This is a genomic window from Pseudanabaena sp. PCC 6802 (genome assembly GCF_000332175.1).
GTDB lineage: Bacteria > Cyanobacteriota > Cyanobacteriia > Pseudanabaenales > Pseudanabaenaceae > PCC-6802.
Map to the genome: position 1 here is coordinate 606,537 of NZ_KB235914.1, position 16,152 is coordinate 622,688.

The 16,152-nt window shown below is 49.2% G+C and carries 20 protein-coding genes; 1 reads left to right on the plus strand and 19 read right to left on the minus strand.

Annotated elements, in window-relative coordinates:
* Positions 1 to 56: 56 nt before the first annotated feature.
* Positions 57 to 353, minus strand: a complete 297-nt coding sequence (gene fdxB, locus PSE6802_RS0108130; RefSeq protein WP_019499553.1) for a ferredoxin III, nif-specific — start codon at positions 351 to 353, stop codon at positions 57 to 59.
* A 69-nt stretch (positions 354 to 422) separates the two neighbouring features.
* Here fdxB and PSE6802_RS0108135 point away from each other — a divergent pair, with 69 nt between their 5' ends.
* Positions 423 to 632, plus strand: coding sequence for a TOBE domain-containing protein (locus PSE6802_RS0108135; RefSeq protein ID WP_019499554.1), 210 nt, complete (start codon positions 423 to 425; stop codon positions 630 to 632).
* Positions 633 to 644: 12 nt separating this feature from the next.
* Here PSE6802_RS0108135 and PSE6802_RS0108140 read toward each other — a convergent pair whose 3' ends face one another.
* From PSE6802_RS0108140 to nifB, 18 genes are all read right to left on the minus strand, one after another.
* A complete protein-coding gene (locus PSE6802_RS0108140; protein WP_019499555.1) occupies positions 645 to 917 on the minus strand; it encodes a FeoA family protein in 273 nt (90 codons plus the stop codon).
* Between the two features lie 58 nt (positions 918 to 975).
* Positions 976 to 1,275 (minus strand): 2Fe-2S iron-sulfur cluster-binding protein, encoded by a 300-nt coding sequence (locus PSE6802_RS0108145; RefSeq protein WP_019499556.1) that lies wholly within the window; start codon positions 1,273 to 1,275, stop codon positions 976 to 978.
* A gap of 81 nt (positions 1,276 to 1,356) precedes the next feature.
* Positions 1,357 to 1,728: a HesB/IscA family protein gene (locus tag PSE6802_RS0108150; RefSeq protein ID WP_019499557.1), complete on the minus strand. Its 372-nt coding sequence runs from the start codon at positions 1,726 to 1,728 to the stop codon at positions 1,357 to 1,359.
* Between the two features lie 100 nt (positions 1,729 to 1,828).
* Positions 1,829 to 2,665: a HesA/MoeB/ThiF family protein gene (locus tag PSE6802_RS0108155; RefSeq protein WP_019499558.1), complete on the minus strand. Its 837-nt coding sequence runs from the start codon at positions 2,663 to 2,665 to the stop codon at positions 1,829 to 1,831.
* 37 nt (positions 2,666 to 2,702) lie between these two features.
* Positions 2,703 to 3,053, minus strand: a complete 351-nt coding sequence (nifW, locus tag PSE6802_RS0108160; protein WP_019499559.1) for a nitrogenase-stabilizing/protective protein NifW — start codon at positions 3,051 to 3,053, stop codon at positions 2,703 to 2,705.
* Positions 3,050 to 3,292, minus strand: a complete 243-nt coding sequence (locus tag PSE6802_RS0108165) for a CCE_0567 family metalloprotein (protein ID WP_019499560.1) — start codon at positions 3,290 to 3,292, stop codon at positions 3,050 to 3,052. Before PSE6802_RS0108165 ends, nifW begins: the two co-directional genes overlap by 4 nt.
* 12 nt (positions 3,293 to 3,304) lie before the next feature.
* Positions 3,305 to 3,781 carry a NifX-associated nitrogen fixation protein gene (locus tag PSE6802_RS0108170; RefSeq protein WP_019499561.1) on the minus strand — a complete coding sequence of 159 codons (477 nt, stop codon included), beginning with the start codon at positions 3,779 to 3,781 and terminating at the stop codon, positions 3,305 to 3,307.
* Positions 3,778 to 4,191, minus strand: a complete 414-nt coding sequence (gene nifX, locus PSE6802_RS0108175) for a nitrogen fixation protein NifX (RefSeq protein WP_019499562.1) — start codon at positions 4,189 to 4,191, stop codon at positions 3,778 to 3,780. The genes PSE6802_RS0108170 and nifX overlap by 4 nt, the downstream gene beginning before the upstream one ends.
* Before the next feature lie 160 nt (positions 4,192 to 4,351).
* The gene (gene nifN, locus PSE6802_RS0108180; RefSeq protein WP_019499563.1) at positions 4,352 to 5,656 is read right to left on the minus strand and encodes a nitrogenase iron-molybdenum cofactor biosynthesis protein NifN; all 1,305 of its coding nucleotides are present in this window, start codon (positions 5,654 to 5,656) and stop codon (positions 4,352 to 4,354) included.
* Positions 5,656 to 7,038, minus strand: a complete 1,383-nt coding sequence (nifE, locus tag PSE6802_RS0108185) for a nitrogenase iron-molybdenum cofactor biosynthesis protein NifE (protein WP_026103161.1) — start codon at positions 7,036 to 7,038, stop codon at positions 5,656 to 5,658. The genes nifN and nifE overlap by 1 nt, the downstream gene beginning before the upstream one ends.
* Positions 7,039 to 7,064: 26 nt before the next feature.
* Positions 7,065 to 7,382 (minus strand): Mo-dependent nitrogenase C-terminal domain-containing protein, encoded by a 318-nt coding sequence (locus tag PSE6802_RS0108190; RefSeq protein ID WP_019499565.1) that lies wholly within the window; start codon positions 7,380 to 7,382, stop codon positions 7,065 to 7,067.
* Between the two features lie 227 nt (positions 7,383 to 7,609).
* A complete protein-coding gene (gene nifK, locus PSE6802_RS0108195) occupies positions 7,610 to 9,145 on the minus strand; it encodes a nitrogenase molybdenum-iron protein subunit beta (RefSeq protein WP_019499566.1) in 1,536 nt (511 codons plus the stop codon).
* Positions 9,146 to 9,352: 207 nt separating this feature from the next.
* Positions 9,353 to 10,819 carry a nitrogenase molybdenum-iron protein alpha chain gene (gene nifD, locus PSE6802_RS0108200; RefSeq protein ID WP_019499567.1) on the minus strand — a complete coding sequence of 489 codons (1,467 nt, stop codon included), beginning with the start codon at positions 10,817 to 10,819 and terminating at the stop codon, positions 9,353 to 9,355.
* 81 nt (positions 10,820 to 10,900) lie between these two features.
* Positions 10,901 to 11,779: a nitrogenase iron protein gene (gene nifH / locus PSE6802_RS0108205; RefSeq protein WP_026103163.1), complete on the minus strand. Its 879-nt coding sequence runs from the start codon at positions 11,777 to 11,779 to the stop codon at positions 10,901 to 10,903.
* Between the two features lie 198 nt (positions 11,780 to 11,977).
* Positions 11,978 to 12,898, minus strand: coding sequence for a Fe-S cluster assembly protein NifU (gene nifU, locus PSE6802_RS0108210; RefSeq protein WP_019499569.1), 921 nt, complete (start codon positions 12,896 to 12,898; stop codon positions 11,978 to 11,980).
* A gap of 123 nt (positions 12,899 to 13,021) precedes the next feature.
* Positions 13,022 to 14,221: a cysteine desulfurase NifS gene (gene nifS, locus PSE6802_RS0108215; protein WP_019499570.1), complete on the minus strand. Its 1,200-nt coding sequence runs from the start codon at positions 14,219 to 14,221 to the stop codon at positions 13,022 to 13,024.
* A 36-nt stretch (positions 14,222 to 14,257) separates the two neighbouring features.
* The gene (locus PSE6802_RS28205) at positions 14,258 to 14,575 is read right to left on the minus strand and encodes a hypothetical protein (protein ID WP_019499571.1); all 318 of its coding nucleotides are present in this window, start codon (positions 14,573 to 14,575) and stop codon (positions 14,258 to 14,260) included.
* 21 nt (positions 14,576 to 14,596) lie between these two features.
* The gene (gene nifB / locus PSE6802_RS0108225) at positions 14,597 to 16,108 is read right to left on the minus strand and encodes a nitrogenase cofactor biosynthesis protein NifB (protein WP_019499572.1); all 1,512 of its coding nucleotides are present in this window, start codon (positions 16,106 to 16,108) and stop codon (positions 14,597 to 14,599) included.
* Positions 16,109 to 16,152: the final 44 nt, after the last annotated feature.

Consider the following 16,152-nt stretch of genomic DNA (forward strand, 5'->3'; position numbering starts at 1 on the left):
TTAAACCTCCTCTCGAACAAAAATGGAATTCATAGTGAAATCAAAAACTCAATTGACTAGTTGAGTTCGTAAGGACTGTGCGCGTAACAGTTTTTAGGGCAGATGCGCGAGCAGGCTTGGCAGCCAACGCAGAGATCCGGGTTGGCAATTGTCATTACCTTGCGTTCGATTTCTTCGTCCTCTTCGTTATCTACGAATTCGCCCTCTTCATTGAGTGCTTTGAGCGCTAAAACATTGCGGCCGCATACTTTCATGCATCTGCCGCAACCGAGACATGTCGAGTAATTAATTGCCTGAACGAATTGGGGAGTCCAGGCATTGCCTCCAAGTGTCAATCCAGTTAAGTGTGTCATGGTACTTTTTCCTCCAAAATAGCTGTTAGAATTAATTCGTACTCTCAATTACATGTCGAGATTGAAATTATGCAACTAAGCGCACGTAACGCCCTCAAGGGAACGGTAAAAGCGATTGCTCCCGGTTCCGTTAATGCTGAAGTCACGATTGAAGTTGCCCCAGGTGTGGAAGTAACCTCGATTGTTACAAAGTCCTCAGTTGAGAAACTAGGACTTGCAGTGGGCAAGGAAGCCTACGCAGTTATCAAAGCATCAGATGTCATGGTTGCCATAGATTGAGTGCCCTAAAACTCATGAGGGAGAAATGGGGTGGCTGTCAAAAACGCGAACGTAAATAGCGCGCGCTAGCTGTTCCTCAAGTACCAAGCTTTTCTGTCCTGCCTTAACCGTGAAGGCAGGATATCGTTTTTCCAGAGTGATGGAAGTTCCTGGCGCAATTCCCATCGCCTCTAACTTTTGCACGACGCGATCGTCGTTACTTCTAACTTTGTTGACGATACCTTCTTCTCCAGGGTGGAGAAGTTGCAAAGAAGAACCGGAAACAGTAAAGGCTTTGGCAAACATAAGGATTATCTCCACGATCTTAAAGATCGATTTTGCAGTTACAGTTCGCTGACAAACTTTAGACTAAGTAGGCTTCTTGATGGGTGCGGATGACGCAATTGGAGCGAGGGTAGGAGACGCACAGGAGGACGAATCCCTTTGCGATCTGCTCGTCGTCCAGAAAGACCTGCTCGGATTGATCGATTTCTCCCTCAACCACTTTGGCAACACAGCTAGAACAGGAACCGGATTGACAGGAAGAAGGTAATTCGATATCTTGCTCTTCCGCCGCCTTGAGGATGGTTGTATCCTCATCGACTGGAATCGTAATATCGAGTCCTCTCTTCTTATTGATTAGCTGCACCTGGTAAGTAGCCATGGTTCTTCCCTCCAAGATCGATAATTATTAGGGTTGACTTACTGTCTCGCTTAGATACATCGGTTAGATCTTTCCGTTGGTTTAGCTGCACTTAACTGCTTCAGGCGTGCAGTCTCCTGCTTTGAAGGATTGCCCGCAACCACAGGATTCAGTCGCGTTAGGGTTAGAAAACTTAAACCCACTCTGCGTTAGCCCTTCAACGTAGTCTATTACTACTCCCTCTAGAAGCGGTGCGCTTTTGGCATCGACGTAGATTCGCAATTTGCCCTGTTCCACTAGCAGGTCTTCTGGCTTAGGCGTACTGGTAACATCTAAGGCATATTGATAGCCACTACAGCCGCCATCGGTTACTGAAACGCGGATACCTCGCTGTGATGGATCTGCAGTTTTGGCAGAACCCTGGAGAAACTTACGCAGTCTGAATTCTGCTACTTCGGTTAATGTTAGGGTCATAGAACCTCCTGAATAAATGGATAGATTTTGGGATTAAGATAGATTTGCATGGATGACTCGGTGATGTCCGAGCATATGCGGGGCGATCGCAGTAACTTATCTAAACCACTCCTGCCGTTTTAGGTGAGTTTTGCCTTACAGCAATTTGCTTCACGCTACCTCTAACGTCTCGCAACCCCACGCGCAGCTCCCTGGAGATCCTGCCGCAAACAGGGCAATCAGGATCGTGGTAGGAGTGGCGTTTGGCAAAGTCCGCACTGCCCAAGTCCATAGTGAGCAACTGCGAGAACAGTGGCTTGCCCAAGCCGGTAATCAGCTTGATTGCTTCCAGGGCAGTTAGGCAAGCTAACGCGCCGGAGACTGCACCCAGAACGCCGAAGCCACGCCGATCCCAATCGGGTTTTTCGGGGAAAAGGCAGGATAGGCAAGGAGTCTTGCCAGGTACGATGGTCGTGAGATACGCCTCCATACCATTCATCGCAGCTTCGATCGCGGGCTTGCCTGCCTTCACGCACGCAGCGTTGAGCAGATCGCGCTCTATAAAGTTGTGGGCGCAGTCGAGGGCAAGATCGGCAGATGCAACTAGTGCATCTGCATTCTCTGGCGTGACATATTCGGCGATCGCTTCCACCTGGATGTCTGGATTGATGCTTAATAGAGTCTCTCGGGCTTTGTAGACCCTTGGTTGACCGACCCAATCGTCAGTCATGAGAATTTGGCGATTCATATCGTCCAATCTCAAGTCGCCACCGCGCACGAGAATCAAGCGTCCGACCCCAGCCACAGCAAGATAGAGCGCCGCCGTACCGCCCAATCCTCCCACGCCCGTAACCAGAACAGTCGCCGACTTTAACTGCTGCTGTGCGATCTCGCCGAAACCGGGAAGCATAATTTGGCGGCGATAGCGCTCCAATTCAGTGGGTGTAAGGTCTAACATGTGATTTCTCCTGGGTTCTCCTGACATCCTCTAGGCTCTAGGCTAGGGTTTCGCAGTTGGCATCGACTTCGGCATCGACTTCAGCATCAATTTCCGAGAGCAGCACTACGTTAGCTGGCTTCTGCTGGAATACTTTAAATAGCTTTTCGTCAACGGCAGTGGAACTGAGAAACACCTCATAAGCCTGCTGAAAAGCCAGTCGATATTGCTCGAATTTTTGCTCTGCGCTCGGGTTAGCAGCATCGATCTCTTTCATGCTCTGCGAAAATTTTCGCAAAATATGCAGGCGATTGACGTTTACCACTTGAGGATCGTAAGGGAGTTGAAAGAAGTCGAAATACTCTTCAGCATCTACGAGAGTTTTGAATTTAGCGAAATCCCAGGTCATCTTTGTGTCTCCAGTGCAGCTAGTTGTTGTTTCATGGCATCTAATTGGCAGTAAATGTCGTAAGTGGTGGCTGCTAGCTCCATAAGTTGCTTGTAGTTCGCTGGCAACCCTTCTGCTAGATCGTGCAGATCCATCTTGAGTTGACCTGCCTTACTATTGAGGCGTTTGATCTCAGTTTTGAGTCGAGTAATATCTTGCTCGCGTTCATCAACTGCGATCGCATCCGTTACTTGCACCATAAATTTCTCCCATTAGAGTCTGACAACTTCAGGATGGCTCTCAACCATGGCAATACCAGCTTGGGTTAGCTTCTCACCCTCGGCTGCTAGCTTCTCAGCGGAATCAAAGCCAAAGCGCTGGGCATCTCTGAGCGTACGGGTTACGACCAGAAGGCGACCGCTGAAAACGAGCGCCCAACCAAAGCCTTCGTGGCTTAGATCGACAACAACTTGGGATAACGTGCCAGTTGCTTGTTCGATGCGGGCAGCGATCGCGCGATAAAAAGCTAAAATCCTTGCCTTGGTAACTGGATCGACATCGCCCTCAACAGAAATTTGACGTTTCTTTTCACGACTGACAATAAAAGGCTTGAGTACCAATTCATCCGACCAGTCGCGATAAACGCCGTAATGATCTTGAGCGCGAATCTGTCTTGCCAGTTCTTTCAGAAATGGCGTGTCGTAAATTTCCGATAAAGTTGCTGTCGTTTGGGTAGGTGTGGCAATCATACTAGTTCTTTCTCCAGTTCTTCTTCAAAATTTGATGTCTTCTGTTGCTGAAGGGCTTTACGCAGCCAGGGTGGTGGGCTGCCCTTCAGTGTCTGCACCATTTTGTCAAGGACATCGGTAATGCGATCGTTTTCCGATGGTGCTTTGATAGGCGTGATGCGCTTGTTAATCAGGCGGGCTGCGGCACTACCACCGATCGCGGAGACGTAAACGATCGTGCAACCGGCCAAAGCCTCTAGCTTAGGAAGTAGCTTATCTTCATTCCCATCCTCTTGCAGATCGCCAGCGAATTCTAAGGTCTCCAGGAATTCGTATCTTTCGGCAGTTACTTCGTAAACTGCAATTTGCTTTGCCCAGCCAAAGTGGGCATTGATATGAATTCCGTCTTCTGTAGTAAATGCAATTTTCATTTCTCTCCTCCTAGATCGATCGTTCCAGCACTTTTCAATTGAGAACAGTTTTTATTTTGGGGGTGAAGGGGTTTCACTCTTTACTTGGGGGCGCAGTCCCCACCCCCCAATCGTTCCGAATCTGAAAACCGCTATAGTCATTTACAAAGGTTCAATCACCTCAATGCTTTGCCATCGCCTCCTCTCTTTCTAATAAAAGATTGCCGATATCGAATAGAATCTGTACCGTGCCGCGATAGCCCACAGTACAGCGCTGGCCGTTGCCCAAGCGATCGTGGATGGGTATGCCCATTCGATACAATGGGATATCTAGCCTTCGCGATATCTCCGCACCGTGCGAATTAGTAATCAGCAAATCCGCTCCTGCCGCCAGATCCTCAAAATCTCCCAAATCGCCAACAGTAACTGTTTCTATTGGGAGTTTTTCGAGTAAGGGCGATCGCGTTGGCACGATGGCAGTCTGAATTTTTGCTCCCATCGAAGTCAGCCAGTGGGTCATGGTCGCAAGCTGGTCTGATTCCAGTGCCAGAGCTACGCGCTTGCGACCAAAATAGAAGTGCGCGTCCAGCATGGCATCTTGCAGTTGGCGGCGCTGGCGACAGTATTTCTCAGGCACGCCGATCTGATTCAGTCGTAATAACTGCGCGATCAGATTATCCGTCGCTTCCAATCCCGTTAGCTGCGACAGCACCTCGTAGGGCGTGCCAAACCGTTGTTGCAGGATTTCCGCTGCGGGTCGCATGCTATCGCCCAGTGCCAGCGTAAATGCCGACTGTCCCAAACTGCGAAGTTGAGCCAGAGTCGTGCCGCCCGTGGTCGTCGCGCTGAAGTTTTCGCCTAAATGACCGTCTAAGGAACCGGACAGATCGGGAACTACAACAGGCACGAGACCGAAGTCCGTCACGATATCTTTGATTTCCTGGAGATCGCCAGGGGTAAATTGAGAGCCTGCTAGAATCGACACCTGACCGTGATTAATTTCTCCTGCCTCGGGCAGCGATCGCACCATGCTTTCTACAGCAGCGGCGAAACCTTCTTGCAACGCCCCTTTAAAGTCGGGTGTAGAAACGAAGATAATTGGTAGCTCGTCTAACTCGGGGTGGCGACCGCGAATGCTCTTCAATATGCCATCCATGTCATCGCCTCTCGTCTCCGTCAGTCCGGTCGTACACAAACCGATGATTTCCGGTTTCGCCTTGGCAACTAGAGTTAGAATAGCTTGCTCGATATTATCTTCGCCGCCCAGGATAGTCGTTACTTCCGTCATGGCGGTAGTAGACATGGGAATTGCTTCGCGGAAGTGCCGCACCAGGGTTACTTTAGCGAAGGCAGTACACCCTTGCGAGCCATGAAACAGCGGCATCATACCTTTTAATCCCAAGAATGCCAGAGAAGCTCCCAGGGGTTGGCTGAGTTTGAGCGGATTAATAGCAACTGACTTTTTGTGACTGGTAACTGTAGCCATTAGACCGCCTCCTGTTCCCACGGTGCTGGTTTGCGAACTTGTGCCCATATGGGGCTATAGAGAGCCTCGTCGAGTTCTCTCGCCATCTCCACCATGCCAGCATAGCCAGCGTAGGGATGGTGGCGTTCTTGATTGATGTCGAGGAAAGGAATGCGTGCTTTCAGGGCGGTATACTGGTTGCGACCGCCAGCGATCAGCATATCGGCTTTGGTCTGTGCCACCACTCGCAATAGCTCTTGGGCGTTGCCTTTTTCCATCATGATGCCGTCTTTGCCTAGCAACTCTCGAATGCGAGCTTTGTCTTCTTCCGTACTTTTCTTGGTACTGGTAGCCACCACTTCCATACCCAGATCCTTCGCGGCTGAGATAATCGACCAGCTTTTGACACCACCCGTATACAGTACCACTCGCTTGCCTTTGAGTCTGGCTCGATAGGGAGCTAAAGCGCGATCGAGGGCAGCCTCTTCCTCTGCGATCAACTGCTCCGTGCGTGCTTGCAAATCGGCATCGCCAAGTTTTAGGGCGATATTGCGCAGACAGCGATTCATATCTTCAACACCGTAGAATGACTCTTCGATGTAGGGAATGCCGTAGCGTTCTTCCATCTTCCTCGCCATATTGATCAGCGCTTTCGAGCAGATCATAATATTGAGTTTGGCACGATGGGAAGCGCAAATGTCCCGATAGCGCCCGTCCCCAGTGATTTTTGCCAGTACGCGAATGCCCAGCTTCTCAAACAAGGGCAGGACGCTCCACATTTCTCCCGCAATGTTGTATTCGCCAATCAGGTTGATGTCGTAGGGGGTGGTAAATTCAGGTTCGACAGTACCTACAACGTATTCCAGTAGCGCTTCCCCACCAACGCGGTTGCCCAGGTTTTTGCTCCCAATAAAGCCTGGAGAATTCACGGGAATGACAGGAATGCCTGTTTTCTGAGCCGCAGCCTGACAAACCGCATCCAGATCGTCACCGATCAAGGCTGTAACGCAGGTGGAATAGACGAATACGGCACTGGGTTGATATCGCTCCTGCACTTCCAGAATACTCTTGTACAGTTTCTTTTCACCGCCAAAGATAACGTCGTTCTCGCTCAAATCTGTCGTGAATCCCATCTTATACAGGTGAGACCCGGACGAGAGACTACCCCGACTGCCCCAGGAATTCCCCGCACAGGCGATCGGACCGTGGACTAAATGCGCGGCATCTGTAATCGGAACCAGAGCAATAGAAGCGCCATCGAAAGCGCAGCCACCCTGTGCGGCACCAGGTTGAGCCTGCTGTTGGCAAGCCTTATTCTTTTTGCCGCCTTCATGCTTGTGGTGATTGTGCGAACAACCTGGCTCTGTGAGTAATTCCTTAATCTTTCCTGCGGTCATTTTCATGGCTACTAGTTCCAGTTAGTTACGAGTTAAGTGATGTATTGCGTAACATTCTCTCCACATTCCTCTGAGAGATAGGTTATGCTGCGCAGGCGCAACGCCACAACTTCTTCATAAAGGGGATTAATCCGGCAAAGAGCTGGGATATGAATCGTACGACCGAATATGCTAACGTCCCTTTCAAAGGGGCAACGAGAAGGGACGATCTGACAAATCAGGCGGGCAGTTTTTGCATCCTTAATTGCTATACCATTCATCCAATTGCGTATGGGGAATAGAGGATCGCGGATTGCTTCGATTACCTGAGGCAATCGGTATTGGAACTGTAAGAGAGGGATATCTGCCATAGGGAGAACCTCCAAGAAAGGTGAAGGTTGGACTCGCTTTGCATCTCACGTCTGGGAGTAATACCACCCACTCTTGGGAAGAGCATATACCGATTGGCTTCGCGATATAAGCTAGTGTCAGCGTTATCGCAGAGAATGGGTGGGTAGGTGCAAACGGAGATGCGTAAAGAGCAAGAATAGCGGATGAAGGACGAGCGACGTAACATCCTCCATCCCTATCTATCTCGCTAGCGAATTAGATCGTAGGAGATATCTGTTTTTGCTGGCACGATCGTTTTGCGATCTAGCTCTTCCAGTATCGTGTTGATAGTCCAGTTAAGCAGGTTGATCGCGCCTTGATACCCAAGCGTGGGATAGCGATGCAGGTGATGGCGATCGAAGATGGGATAGCCAATCCGCGCTAGGGGTGTATGGGTATCGCGCCATAGGTACTTACCGTAGGAGTTACCGATCAGCAGATCCACAGGCTCGGTAAACATGAGCGATCGCATGTGCCACAGATCCTTACCACCCCAGACAGTTGCACCCTGACCGTAAGGACTGGATGCCAACAGAGCCTTCGCTTCTGCTTCAAACTCAGGGTTGGAATTTGTAACCACAATGTGTACTGGCTCTCCTCCCAATTCCAGCAGGAAACTCAACAGACCCATGACCAGGTCGGGATCGCCGTAAAGGGCAATGCGTTTGCCGTGAATCCATGCCTGAGAATCGGTCATGGCATCTATTGCTTTACCCCGTTCGATTTCCAGTTCGCGTGGAATTGGCTTGCCAGTCAACTCTGACAGGGCGGTTAAAAATTCATCGGTACCGCGAATGCCAAAGGGGCGATATACGGCAGTCTTCTGCCCCCACTCTTTATTGATATAATCCCGAGTCTTGGTGGTGGAGTAGCTTTGCAAGGCGATCGTTGCCTCAGCATTGATCGAATCTGCTGCCTCTTCCAAGGTTGTATTTCCCTGGTACATGATAAACTCACCTTCGTTGGGCGAATCGAATGTCGTCGAGTTTTCTGCCAGGATGGTGTTATCTATACCAAACAGCGACAGAATCCTCTTTAACTCGCGATTATTGTTGACGTAGGTGTCAAAACCAGGAATGAAGTTCAACTTGCCGTTGGTTGTCTCTTTCTTTTTACCTTCCGTGAGCGTTGTGAGAATGCCCTTCAGCATATTGTCGTAACCCGTGATGTGGGAGCCGACAAAGCTAGGTGTATGGGCGAAGGGAACTGGAAAGTCTTCAGGAATCGATCCTTTCTCCTTCGAGGTCTTGATAAAGGCGCTCAAGTCGTCGCCGATGACCTCAGCCATGCATGTAGTGCACATGGCAATCATCTTGGGCTTGTAGAGGCTGTAGGCATTTGCCAAGCCATCAATCATATTTTGTAGCCCGCCGAATACCGCCGCATCTTCAGTCATGGAAGAAGAAACTGCCGAGAAAGGCTCCTTAAAGTGGCGGGTTAGATGGGTGCGGAAGTAGGCAACACAGCCCTGCGAACCATGTACGAAGGGTAGCGTTCCTTCAAAACCGGAGGCGGCAAAGATTGCTCCCAGGGGCTGACAGGCTTTAGCTGGGTTGATGGTTAAGGCTTCGCGAGCAAAATTCTTTTCGCGATAGTCCCAACCCTTTGTCCATTCTGCTACCCGTGCTATTTCTTCTGGGCTGTGCTTGGCTTCAAACTCCTTCTTGACCTCAAATAGTTCCTGATACTCTGGTTGATGGAAGAGGTCGACGTGATCCTTGATCTTTTCTACATTCTGAGCCATGGTTTTTCTCCATTCATAAATTTTGGCGATCGCGCTAATAGCACTTTTCGGTTGTGAAGGGTGTTTATGGGGCGAAGGGATAGAATCCCTTCTTAAGGGCATAGCCTCCAATAACCCCTGCTTTTCAGGTTGAAAACTGCTATGGAAGCAAGGAAGAGGTAAAGAATGAACTAGAATTTTCTCTGCCGCCCCTTGCCTCCAAGCTCTCTATGCGGCTGCTTCGGCTTTCTTCCACGGAGCCTTGACCAAACCCCAGGTAGGGCTGTTCAGGGCTAAATCCATATCCCTGGCGAAGATGGCAAAACCATCGTAGCCGTGATAAGGGCCGGAATAATCCCAGGAGTGCATCTGGCGGAATGGTAGAGCCATCTTTTGGAAGACGTACTTTTCTTTAATGCCAGCAGCAATCAGGTCTGGTTTCAGTTTCTTGGCGAAATCTTCAAATTCGTAACCAGAAACGTCATCGTAAATGATCGTGCCATCATCTACGTATTCGGCAGTGCGCTTGTAGTCGTCATTGTGCCCAAATTCGTAACCAGTTCCAATCACCTTCATCCCTAAGTCCTTAAAGGCTGGGATGACGTGACGCGGGCGCAAGCCACCAACCATCAACATCACGGTCTTGCCTTCCAAACGAGGGAGATACTTGGCAATGATGGCATCACTCTGGGCTTGGTATTTAGCAATTACTCGTTCGGCTCCTTCTTGGATCTTCTCGTCAAATTTAGCGGCGATCGCTCGCAGTGACTCTGCAATGTGAGTAGGCCCGAAGAAGTTAAACTCCAACCAGGGAATACCGTAGGTTTCCTCCATGTGACGGCAGATGTAATTCATCGACCGATAGCAGTGGATGAGGTTGAGTTTCACCTGCGGTGTAAGTAGCACTTCGTTTAGAGTGCCATCACCTGAGAATTGTGACACGACGCGCAATCCCATTTCTTCCAGCAAGATGCGAGAAGACCAGGCATCACCACCGATATTATAATCGCCGATTACTGCTACGTCGTAGGGGCCAGGTTCAAAGTTGAGCGATCCGTCTTTTGCCATTTTATCGGCGATCGGAAGTACCCAGTCGCGCACCGTGTCGTTAGCAATGTGGTGTCCGAGCGATTGGGAAACACCACGGAAACCTTCACAACGTACGGGTACGACGGGCTTGCCAATTTCTTTGCTGGCTTTCTTGGATACAGCTTCGATATCATCGCCGATCAGACCAACGGGACATTCTGATTCAATTGTGATGCCTTTGTTGAGAGGGAAGAGTTCTTCCATTTCGATAAGCAGCTTAGCTAGTTTCTTATCGCCGCCAAAGACAATGTCGCGTTCTTGGAAGTCAGAGGTAAATTGCATCGTACCGAATGTATCAACGCCTGTGGTGCCGATGTAGTAGTTGCGACGACCAGACCAGGAGTAGTAGCCACATCCCACAGGTCCGTGACTGAGGTGAATCATGTCTTTAACAGGCCCCCAAACCACACCTTTCGCACCAGCGTAGGCACAGCCACGGGTAGTCATCACGCCTGGCAGCGATTTGATATTGGACTTAACACCACAGTCGGATTTTCCCTCTTCATAGACGTTCAGGTGCTTTTCTCGCTTCTTAGCACTCTTCTCAGGATAAGCCTCTAAGACTTCCTTAATAACCGCTTTCTTTTCATCAATATTCAATGTCATAGCTTCCTCTCCGATTGATATAACTGAGGGGCAGGGGGTGGGCTATAATACAGCCCACCCGAGTGGGAATACAGTACTTACCTAGACAACTGCAACTTCTGCTGCTGTCTTGCCAACTAGATGCTCGAATTCCTTGTCATCGCCAAGGATACCGAATTCCACAAGTAGCTCTTCCAATTCATCCATAGAGATAGGAGTCGGAATGGTGAGATTCGTGTTTTCCTTGATTTTCTTGGCAAGCGTGCGATATTCGTCTGCCTGTGAGTGGGTGGGATTGTATTCAATCACAGTCATGCGACGCAGCTCTGCATGTTGCACCACGTTGTCGCGTGGGACGAAGTGGATCATTTGCGTGTTCAGACGCTTCGCCAGGGTTTCGATTAATTCGACTTCTCGATCGACTTTGCGGCTGTTGCAGATGAGACCGCCCAAGCGCACGCCACCAGAGTGAGCGTATTTGAGAATGCCTCGGGCAATGTTGTTGGCTGCATACATTGCCATCATTTCACCAGAGGTGACAATGTAGATTTCTTGAGCTTTTCCTTCGCGGATTGGCATGGCAAATCCACCGCAAACAACGTCGCCCAATACGTCATAGCTGACGAAGTCAAGATCTTCGTAGGCACCATTTTCTTCAAGGAAGTTAATGGCAGTGATGATCCCACGACCGGCACAGCCAACCCCTGGTTCTGGACCGCCAGATTCAACGCAGCGGACTCCCTTGTAACCAGTTAACAGTACTTCTTCAATTTCCAAATCTTCTACAGCACCGCGTTCGGCTGCTAAGTGAAGAATTGTGGTTTGCGCTTTACTGTGTAACATCAAACGGGTGGAATCTGCTTTCGGGTCGCAGCCTACAATCATGATGCGCTCGCCTTGTTCAGCTAGACCAGCGATTGTATTTTGGGAGGTTGTGGACTTGCCGATACCACCTTTACCGTAGAATGCGATTTGACGCAAGGACATAGTATTTATTCTCCTGAGTGAAATTTGGGTTTGCTTGACAGAAAAATTGGTCTAGTGATTCGCCGTCGCTCTTAATACGAATCTCACATTACTTCCATTGTTTTGATACTGGCGGCGATCGCTCGCCACACAACCCAGGTTGGGTTGAACTAAAAGTAATAGGTTTCATAATAATCAAGGTAGTGAATGAATTTAAACAGCTTCAACTACTAGAGTGGGCAGGACTCGCTCCTGCAATCGAGCTTCGATCGCGCCTTTCAGAGTTGCCGTGCTGCTAGGACAGGAACCACAGGCACCTTTGAGAATCACTTTGACGCGATCGCCCTCTACATCGTAGAGTTCCACATCGCCACCATCGGCAACCAGGAGAGGACGCACTTCCTCTTGTATGACCTTCTGGATCAGAGAGATCTTCTGGATTGTGGTTAGAGGAGGCGCAACTCTGGTTAGAACTGCTCCCTCACCTTCTTTCTCTGCTCTATAGGCCACAGTTAGATTCTGCCTTTCTTGCTCTATCTGTAATGACTCCATCTGCACTGCTGCAATTAGATCGTCAATATCAGCCAGGCAAGATCCGCAACCTCCACCTGCTTTGACATAATTTGTCACCTGCTCGGCAACAGTCAGGTTGTTCTCTGCAATAACGCGCTTAATCTTAGTTTCGCTAATGCCAAAGCAGGTACAGACCAGGGCACCATCATCGTCCTCATGGGTATCGAGAGGGATGCCGCGATAGGTAAAGATCGCTGCTTCCAAAGCTTCCTGTCCCATCACCGAACAGTGCATTTTCTCTTCTGGCAATCCGCCTAAAGCTTCAGCTATTTGCCGATTTGTGATTTTGAGGGCTTCATCCAAGGTTTTGCCTTTCACTAATTCGGTTAGAGCGGAAGAGGACGCGATCGCGCTAGCACAGCCAAAGGTTTGAAAGCGCGCGTCGAGAATGATGTTTGTGGCTTCATCAACTTTAAGGTGCAATCTGAGCGCATCGCCGCAGGCTATGCTACCCACCTCGCCAGTTACGATTTTTACGCCAGATTCGGGTTCTCCCTCGAACAACCCCTGGTTTTTGGGATTGTAGAAGAAATCCATTACTTTCTCAGTATAGTCCCACATAATTCAATTCACCAGTTATCAGTTTATTAGTTATCAGTTATTCAGTAGTTGTTTGTTCGCGATCGGGGATGAGATTCAGCGATTTGAGTTGCTTTAATTTTTTCACCGATCGCTGGTTGCCATTTACTGGAGTACTAGAGCTTGCCCTCGATCTTGCAGCCACTCTGCTTCATCGCTATTGAATGGAGAGAGGGCGCGCAGGCGATCGACGATCTGAGGCATCACCTCTAAGACTGTATCGATCTCTTCGGCTGTGGTATAGCGAGAGAGACTGAAACGAATAGAACCATGCAGGATGGTGTATGGCAATCCCAATGCTCTGAGGACGTGGGAAGGCTCTAGAGAACCCGAAGTACAAGCTGAACCAGAAGAAGCACAGATCCGGTATTTATCTAGCGACAGCAGTACTGCTTCTCCTTCAATATACTTGAAGCCAATGTTGGTAGTATTTGGCAGTCTCTGCGTGGGATGCCCGTTAACCTGACAGTTAGGAATGGTAGCGAGAAGACCTTGTTCGAGGCGATCGCGCAACCTTCCTTCGCGATCGATATCCCAGAGATAGGAAGTTGCCAGTTCTGCTGCTTTACCCAAAGCAACGATACCCGCAACGTTCTCCGTACCTGCTCTTCTACCTCTCTCCTGATGGCCGCCTACAAGTAGGGGACGGAATCTCACACCACGGCGCAAGTACAGAGCCCCAATACCTTTAGGAGCGTGGAGCTTGTGGCCTGAAAACGCTAGTATATCAACCGTACTGGTTTTCATGTCCAGGGGGATTTTCCCTACTGCCTGCACGGCATCGACATGAAAGAGGATGCCGCGTTCTTTGACTATTTGCCCTACTTGCTCGATGGGAAAAATCACACCTGTTTCATTGTTGGCGTACATGATGGAAACGAGAGCAGTATTTCCCGTGAGGGAGGCTTCTAGCTCTGCTAAATCTAGCTGTCCTTTCTCATCTACTGAGAGATAGGTGACAGTATAGCCCTGCTTTTCTAGAAGCTTGCAGAGATTGAGTACGGAAGCGTGCTCCACTTGTGTGGTTACAATATGTCGCTTGTTGGGATTAGCAGCTAATGCAGCGCGAATCGCGGCATTATTGCTTTCCGAACCGCAACTGGTAAACACGATCTCCGATGGTTCGGCACCGATGAGAGCTGCAACCTGAGATCGCGCCTCACTCACTACTCGACCAACTTGCCCACCGAAGGTATGCATGCTGGAAGGATTGCCATAGTAACGGATCAAGTACGGCAACATTGCCTCTAGTACGTCATCGTCCACTCTCGTAGTGGCGTTGTTATCGAGATAAATCACGCTCATGCTTGCACCTCTGTATTAGTGGCTTTGTAGTTCGTGTTAGACTGCCGGTTGTTGGATCGTTCTGAGTCTTTTCACCAGGCGAGCGTAGGTAGTAAACCATGATTCCCAATAGTCATTGGAGTCCCTGGGATAGATGTCCTGGTTGGGAATGATGTTTTCATCATCGAAGATGGAAACACAGCGATCGCCACTGAGAAATGCCGACCCGCACATCCGTACAGCACTGCCCTTGCAACCATTACAAAGTTCGCGATCGATACAATAGTGATGGTTAAACCGTTTGATAGCTTGGGTGGGACATTGCGCTTGACAGCTTTCCCAAGAGATGTACTGATTCCTAGTCGTGTAAGGCATGACTAAACTCCTTTTAGCTCTTTACAGATCCTGTAGTTGTTCCTTCAAAAGTCGATCTTGTTCTAGATCTTGCAGAAACTGTTCGTAGAAATCGCGAGCAGCTTTTTCAATTACGTCGTAGGCTTCGACCGGCTCTAGTCCTGCTGCCCGCAATTCTGTCTGCGGACAACTGCCAATCTTGGAAGCTATGACAGCCCGACAATCAGAGATTGTCTTAATGATATTTTCTAGAGTTGCTTCCTCTCCATATCCACTTTGGCAATAGTGGTCGACCTTACGGTGCCCGACAAAACGAATATTATTGACATCCACTTCGTAGATTTGGAATTCTTTAGCGTGACCGAAGTGCTGGTTGACGATACCGCCGCCTTTTGTCGCCACTGCCACCATGATTTTGGGACTGTTCTCTGTTGCAGAGCGATCGCCCGATCCTCTTTTTGCTTTGGCTTTGACAGACTTCAGATCGTCTTTAAACTGCTCAATACCAGCATGAACCTCTTTACGCACTTCAACGTCGTATTCAGGAGCCATCTCCATGAATTTCTCTTTGGTAAATTCTTGACTGCGGTCTTCTCCTAACAGTCCCACTGCATCTGCGCGGCACTGGCGACAGTGACGCATCATATTCATATTGCCCGAGCAACTGTCTTGCAATTCCTTTAGCTCTTTTGGCGTAGGTCCTCGTTGTCCAGTAAGGCCAAAGTGAGTGCCGTGCTCTGGAGCAGAAATTAGAGGCATGATGTTGTGGAGGAAAGCACCGTGCGAACGAATTACTTCATTGACTTCAGCCAGGTGCTTGTCGTTGATGCCCGGAATCATTACCGAGTTAACTTTGCAAAGGATATCTGCCTCTTTAAGGGCTTGCAATCCTTCCATTTGACGTTCGTGGAGAATTTTAGCAGCTTCTACACCCGTATGGCGTTTGCGATTGAAGCGCACCCAAGGGTAGATCTTTGCACCAATCTCCGGATCTACCATATTGATCGTGATCGTAACGTGATCGACATTTAGTTGTTTGATCCGATCTACGTGGTCGGTTAGTGCCAGGCCATTTGTTGATAGGCACAGCTTGATATCTGGTGCTTTATCTGCAATTAGTTCAAAGGTGCGGAAAGTTTTTTCGGGATTAGCCAGTGGGTCTCCAGGGCCAGCAATACCTAAGACGCTCATTTGAGGAATTTTGCCGGCAATTACCAATACTTTATGAGCCGCTTCTTCTGGAGTTAAAAGCTCGCTCACAACTCCAGGACGACTTTCGTTCGCGCAGTCATATTTGCGGTTGCAGTAATTGCACTGAATATTACAAGCCGGTGCGACAGCAACGTGCATGCGAGCGTAGTGATGATGGGCTTCTTCGCTATAGCATGGATGTTTTGCAATCCGCTCTTTTAGTCTTTCATCTAGCCCTTCTGTTTTAGTGCCGCAGCCTGAAGAGGCACAACCGCTGGTTTTCTTCTCAGCTTCAGTTGAAGATACGTTTATGCCAGACTTTGCTAGCAAATCTAGCGCTGATGTTTTTTCTGTAGCTTGCATTGAATTCCCTTGAGTAATGTGGACGACACCGCAGTGATGCAAGT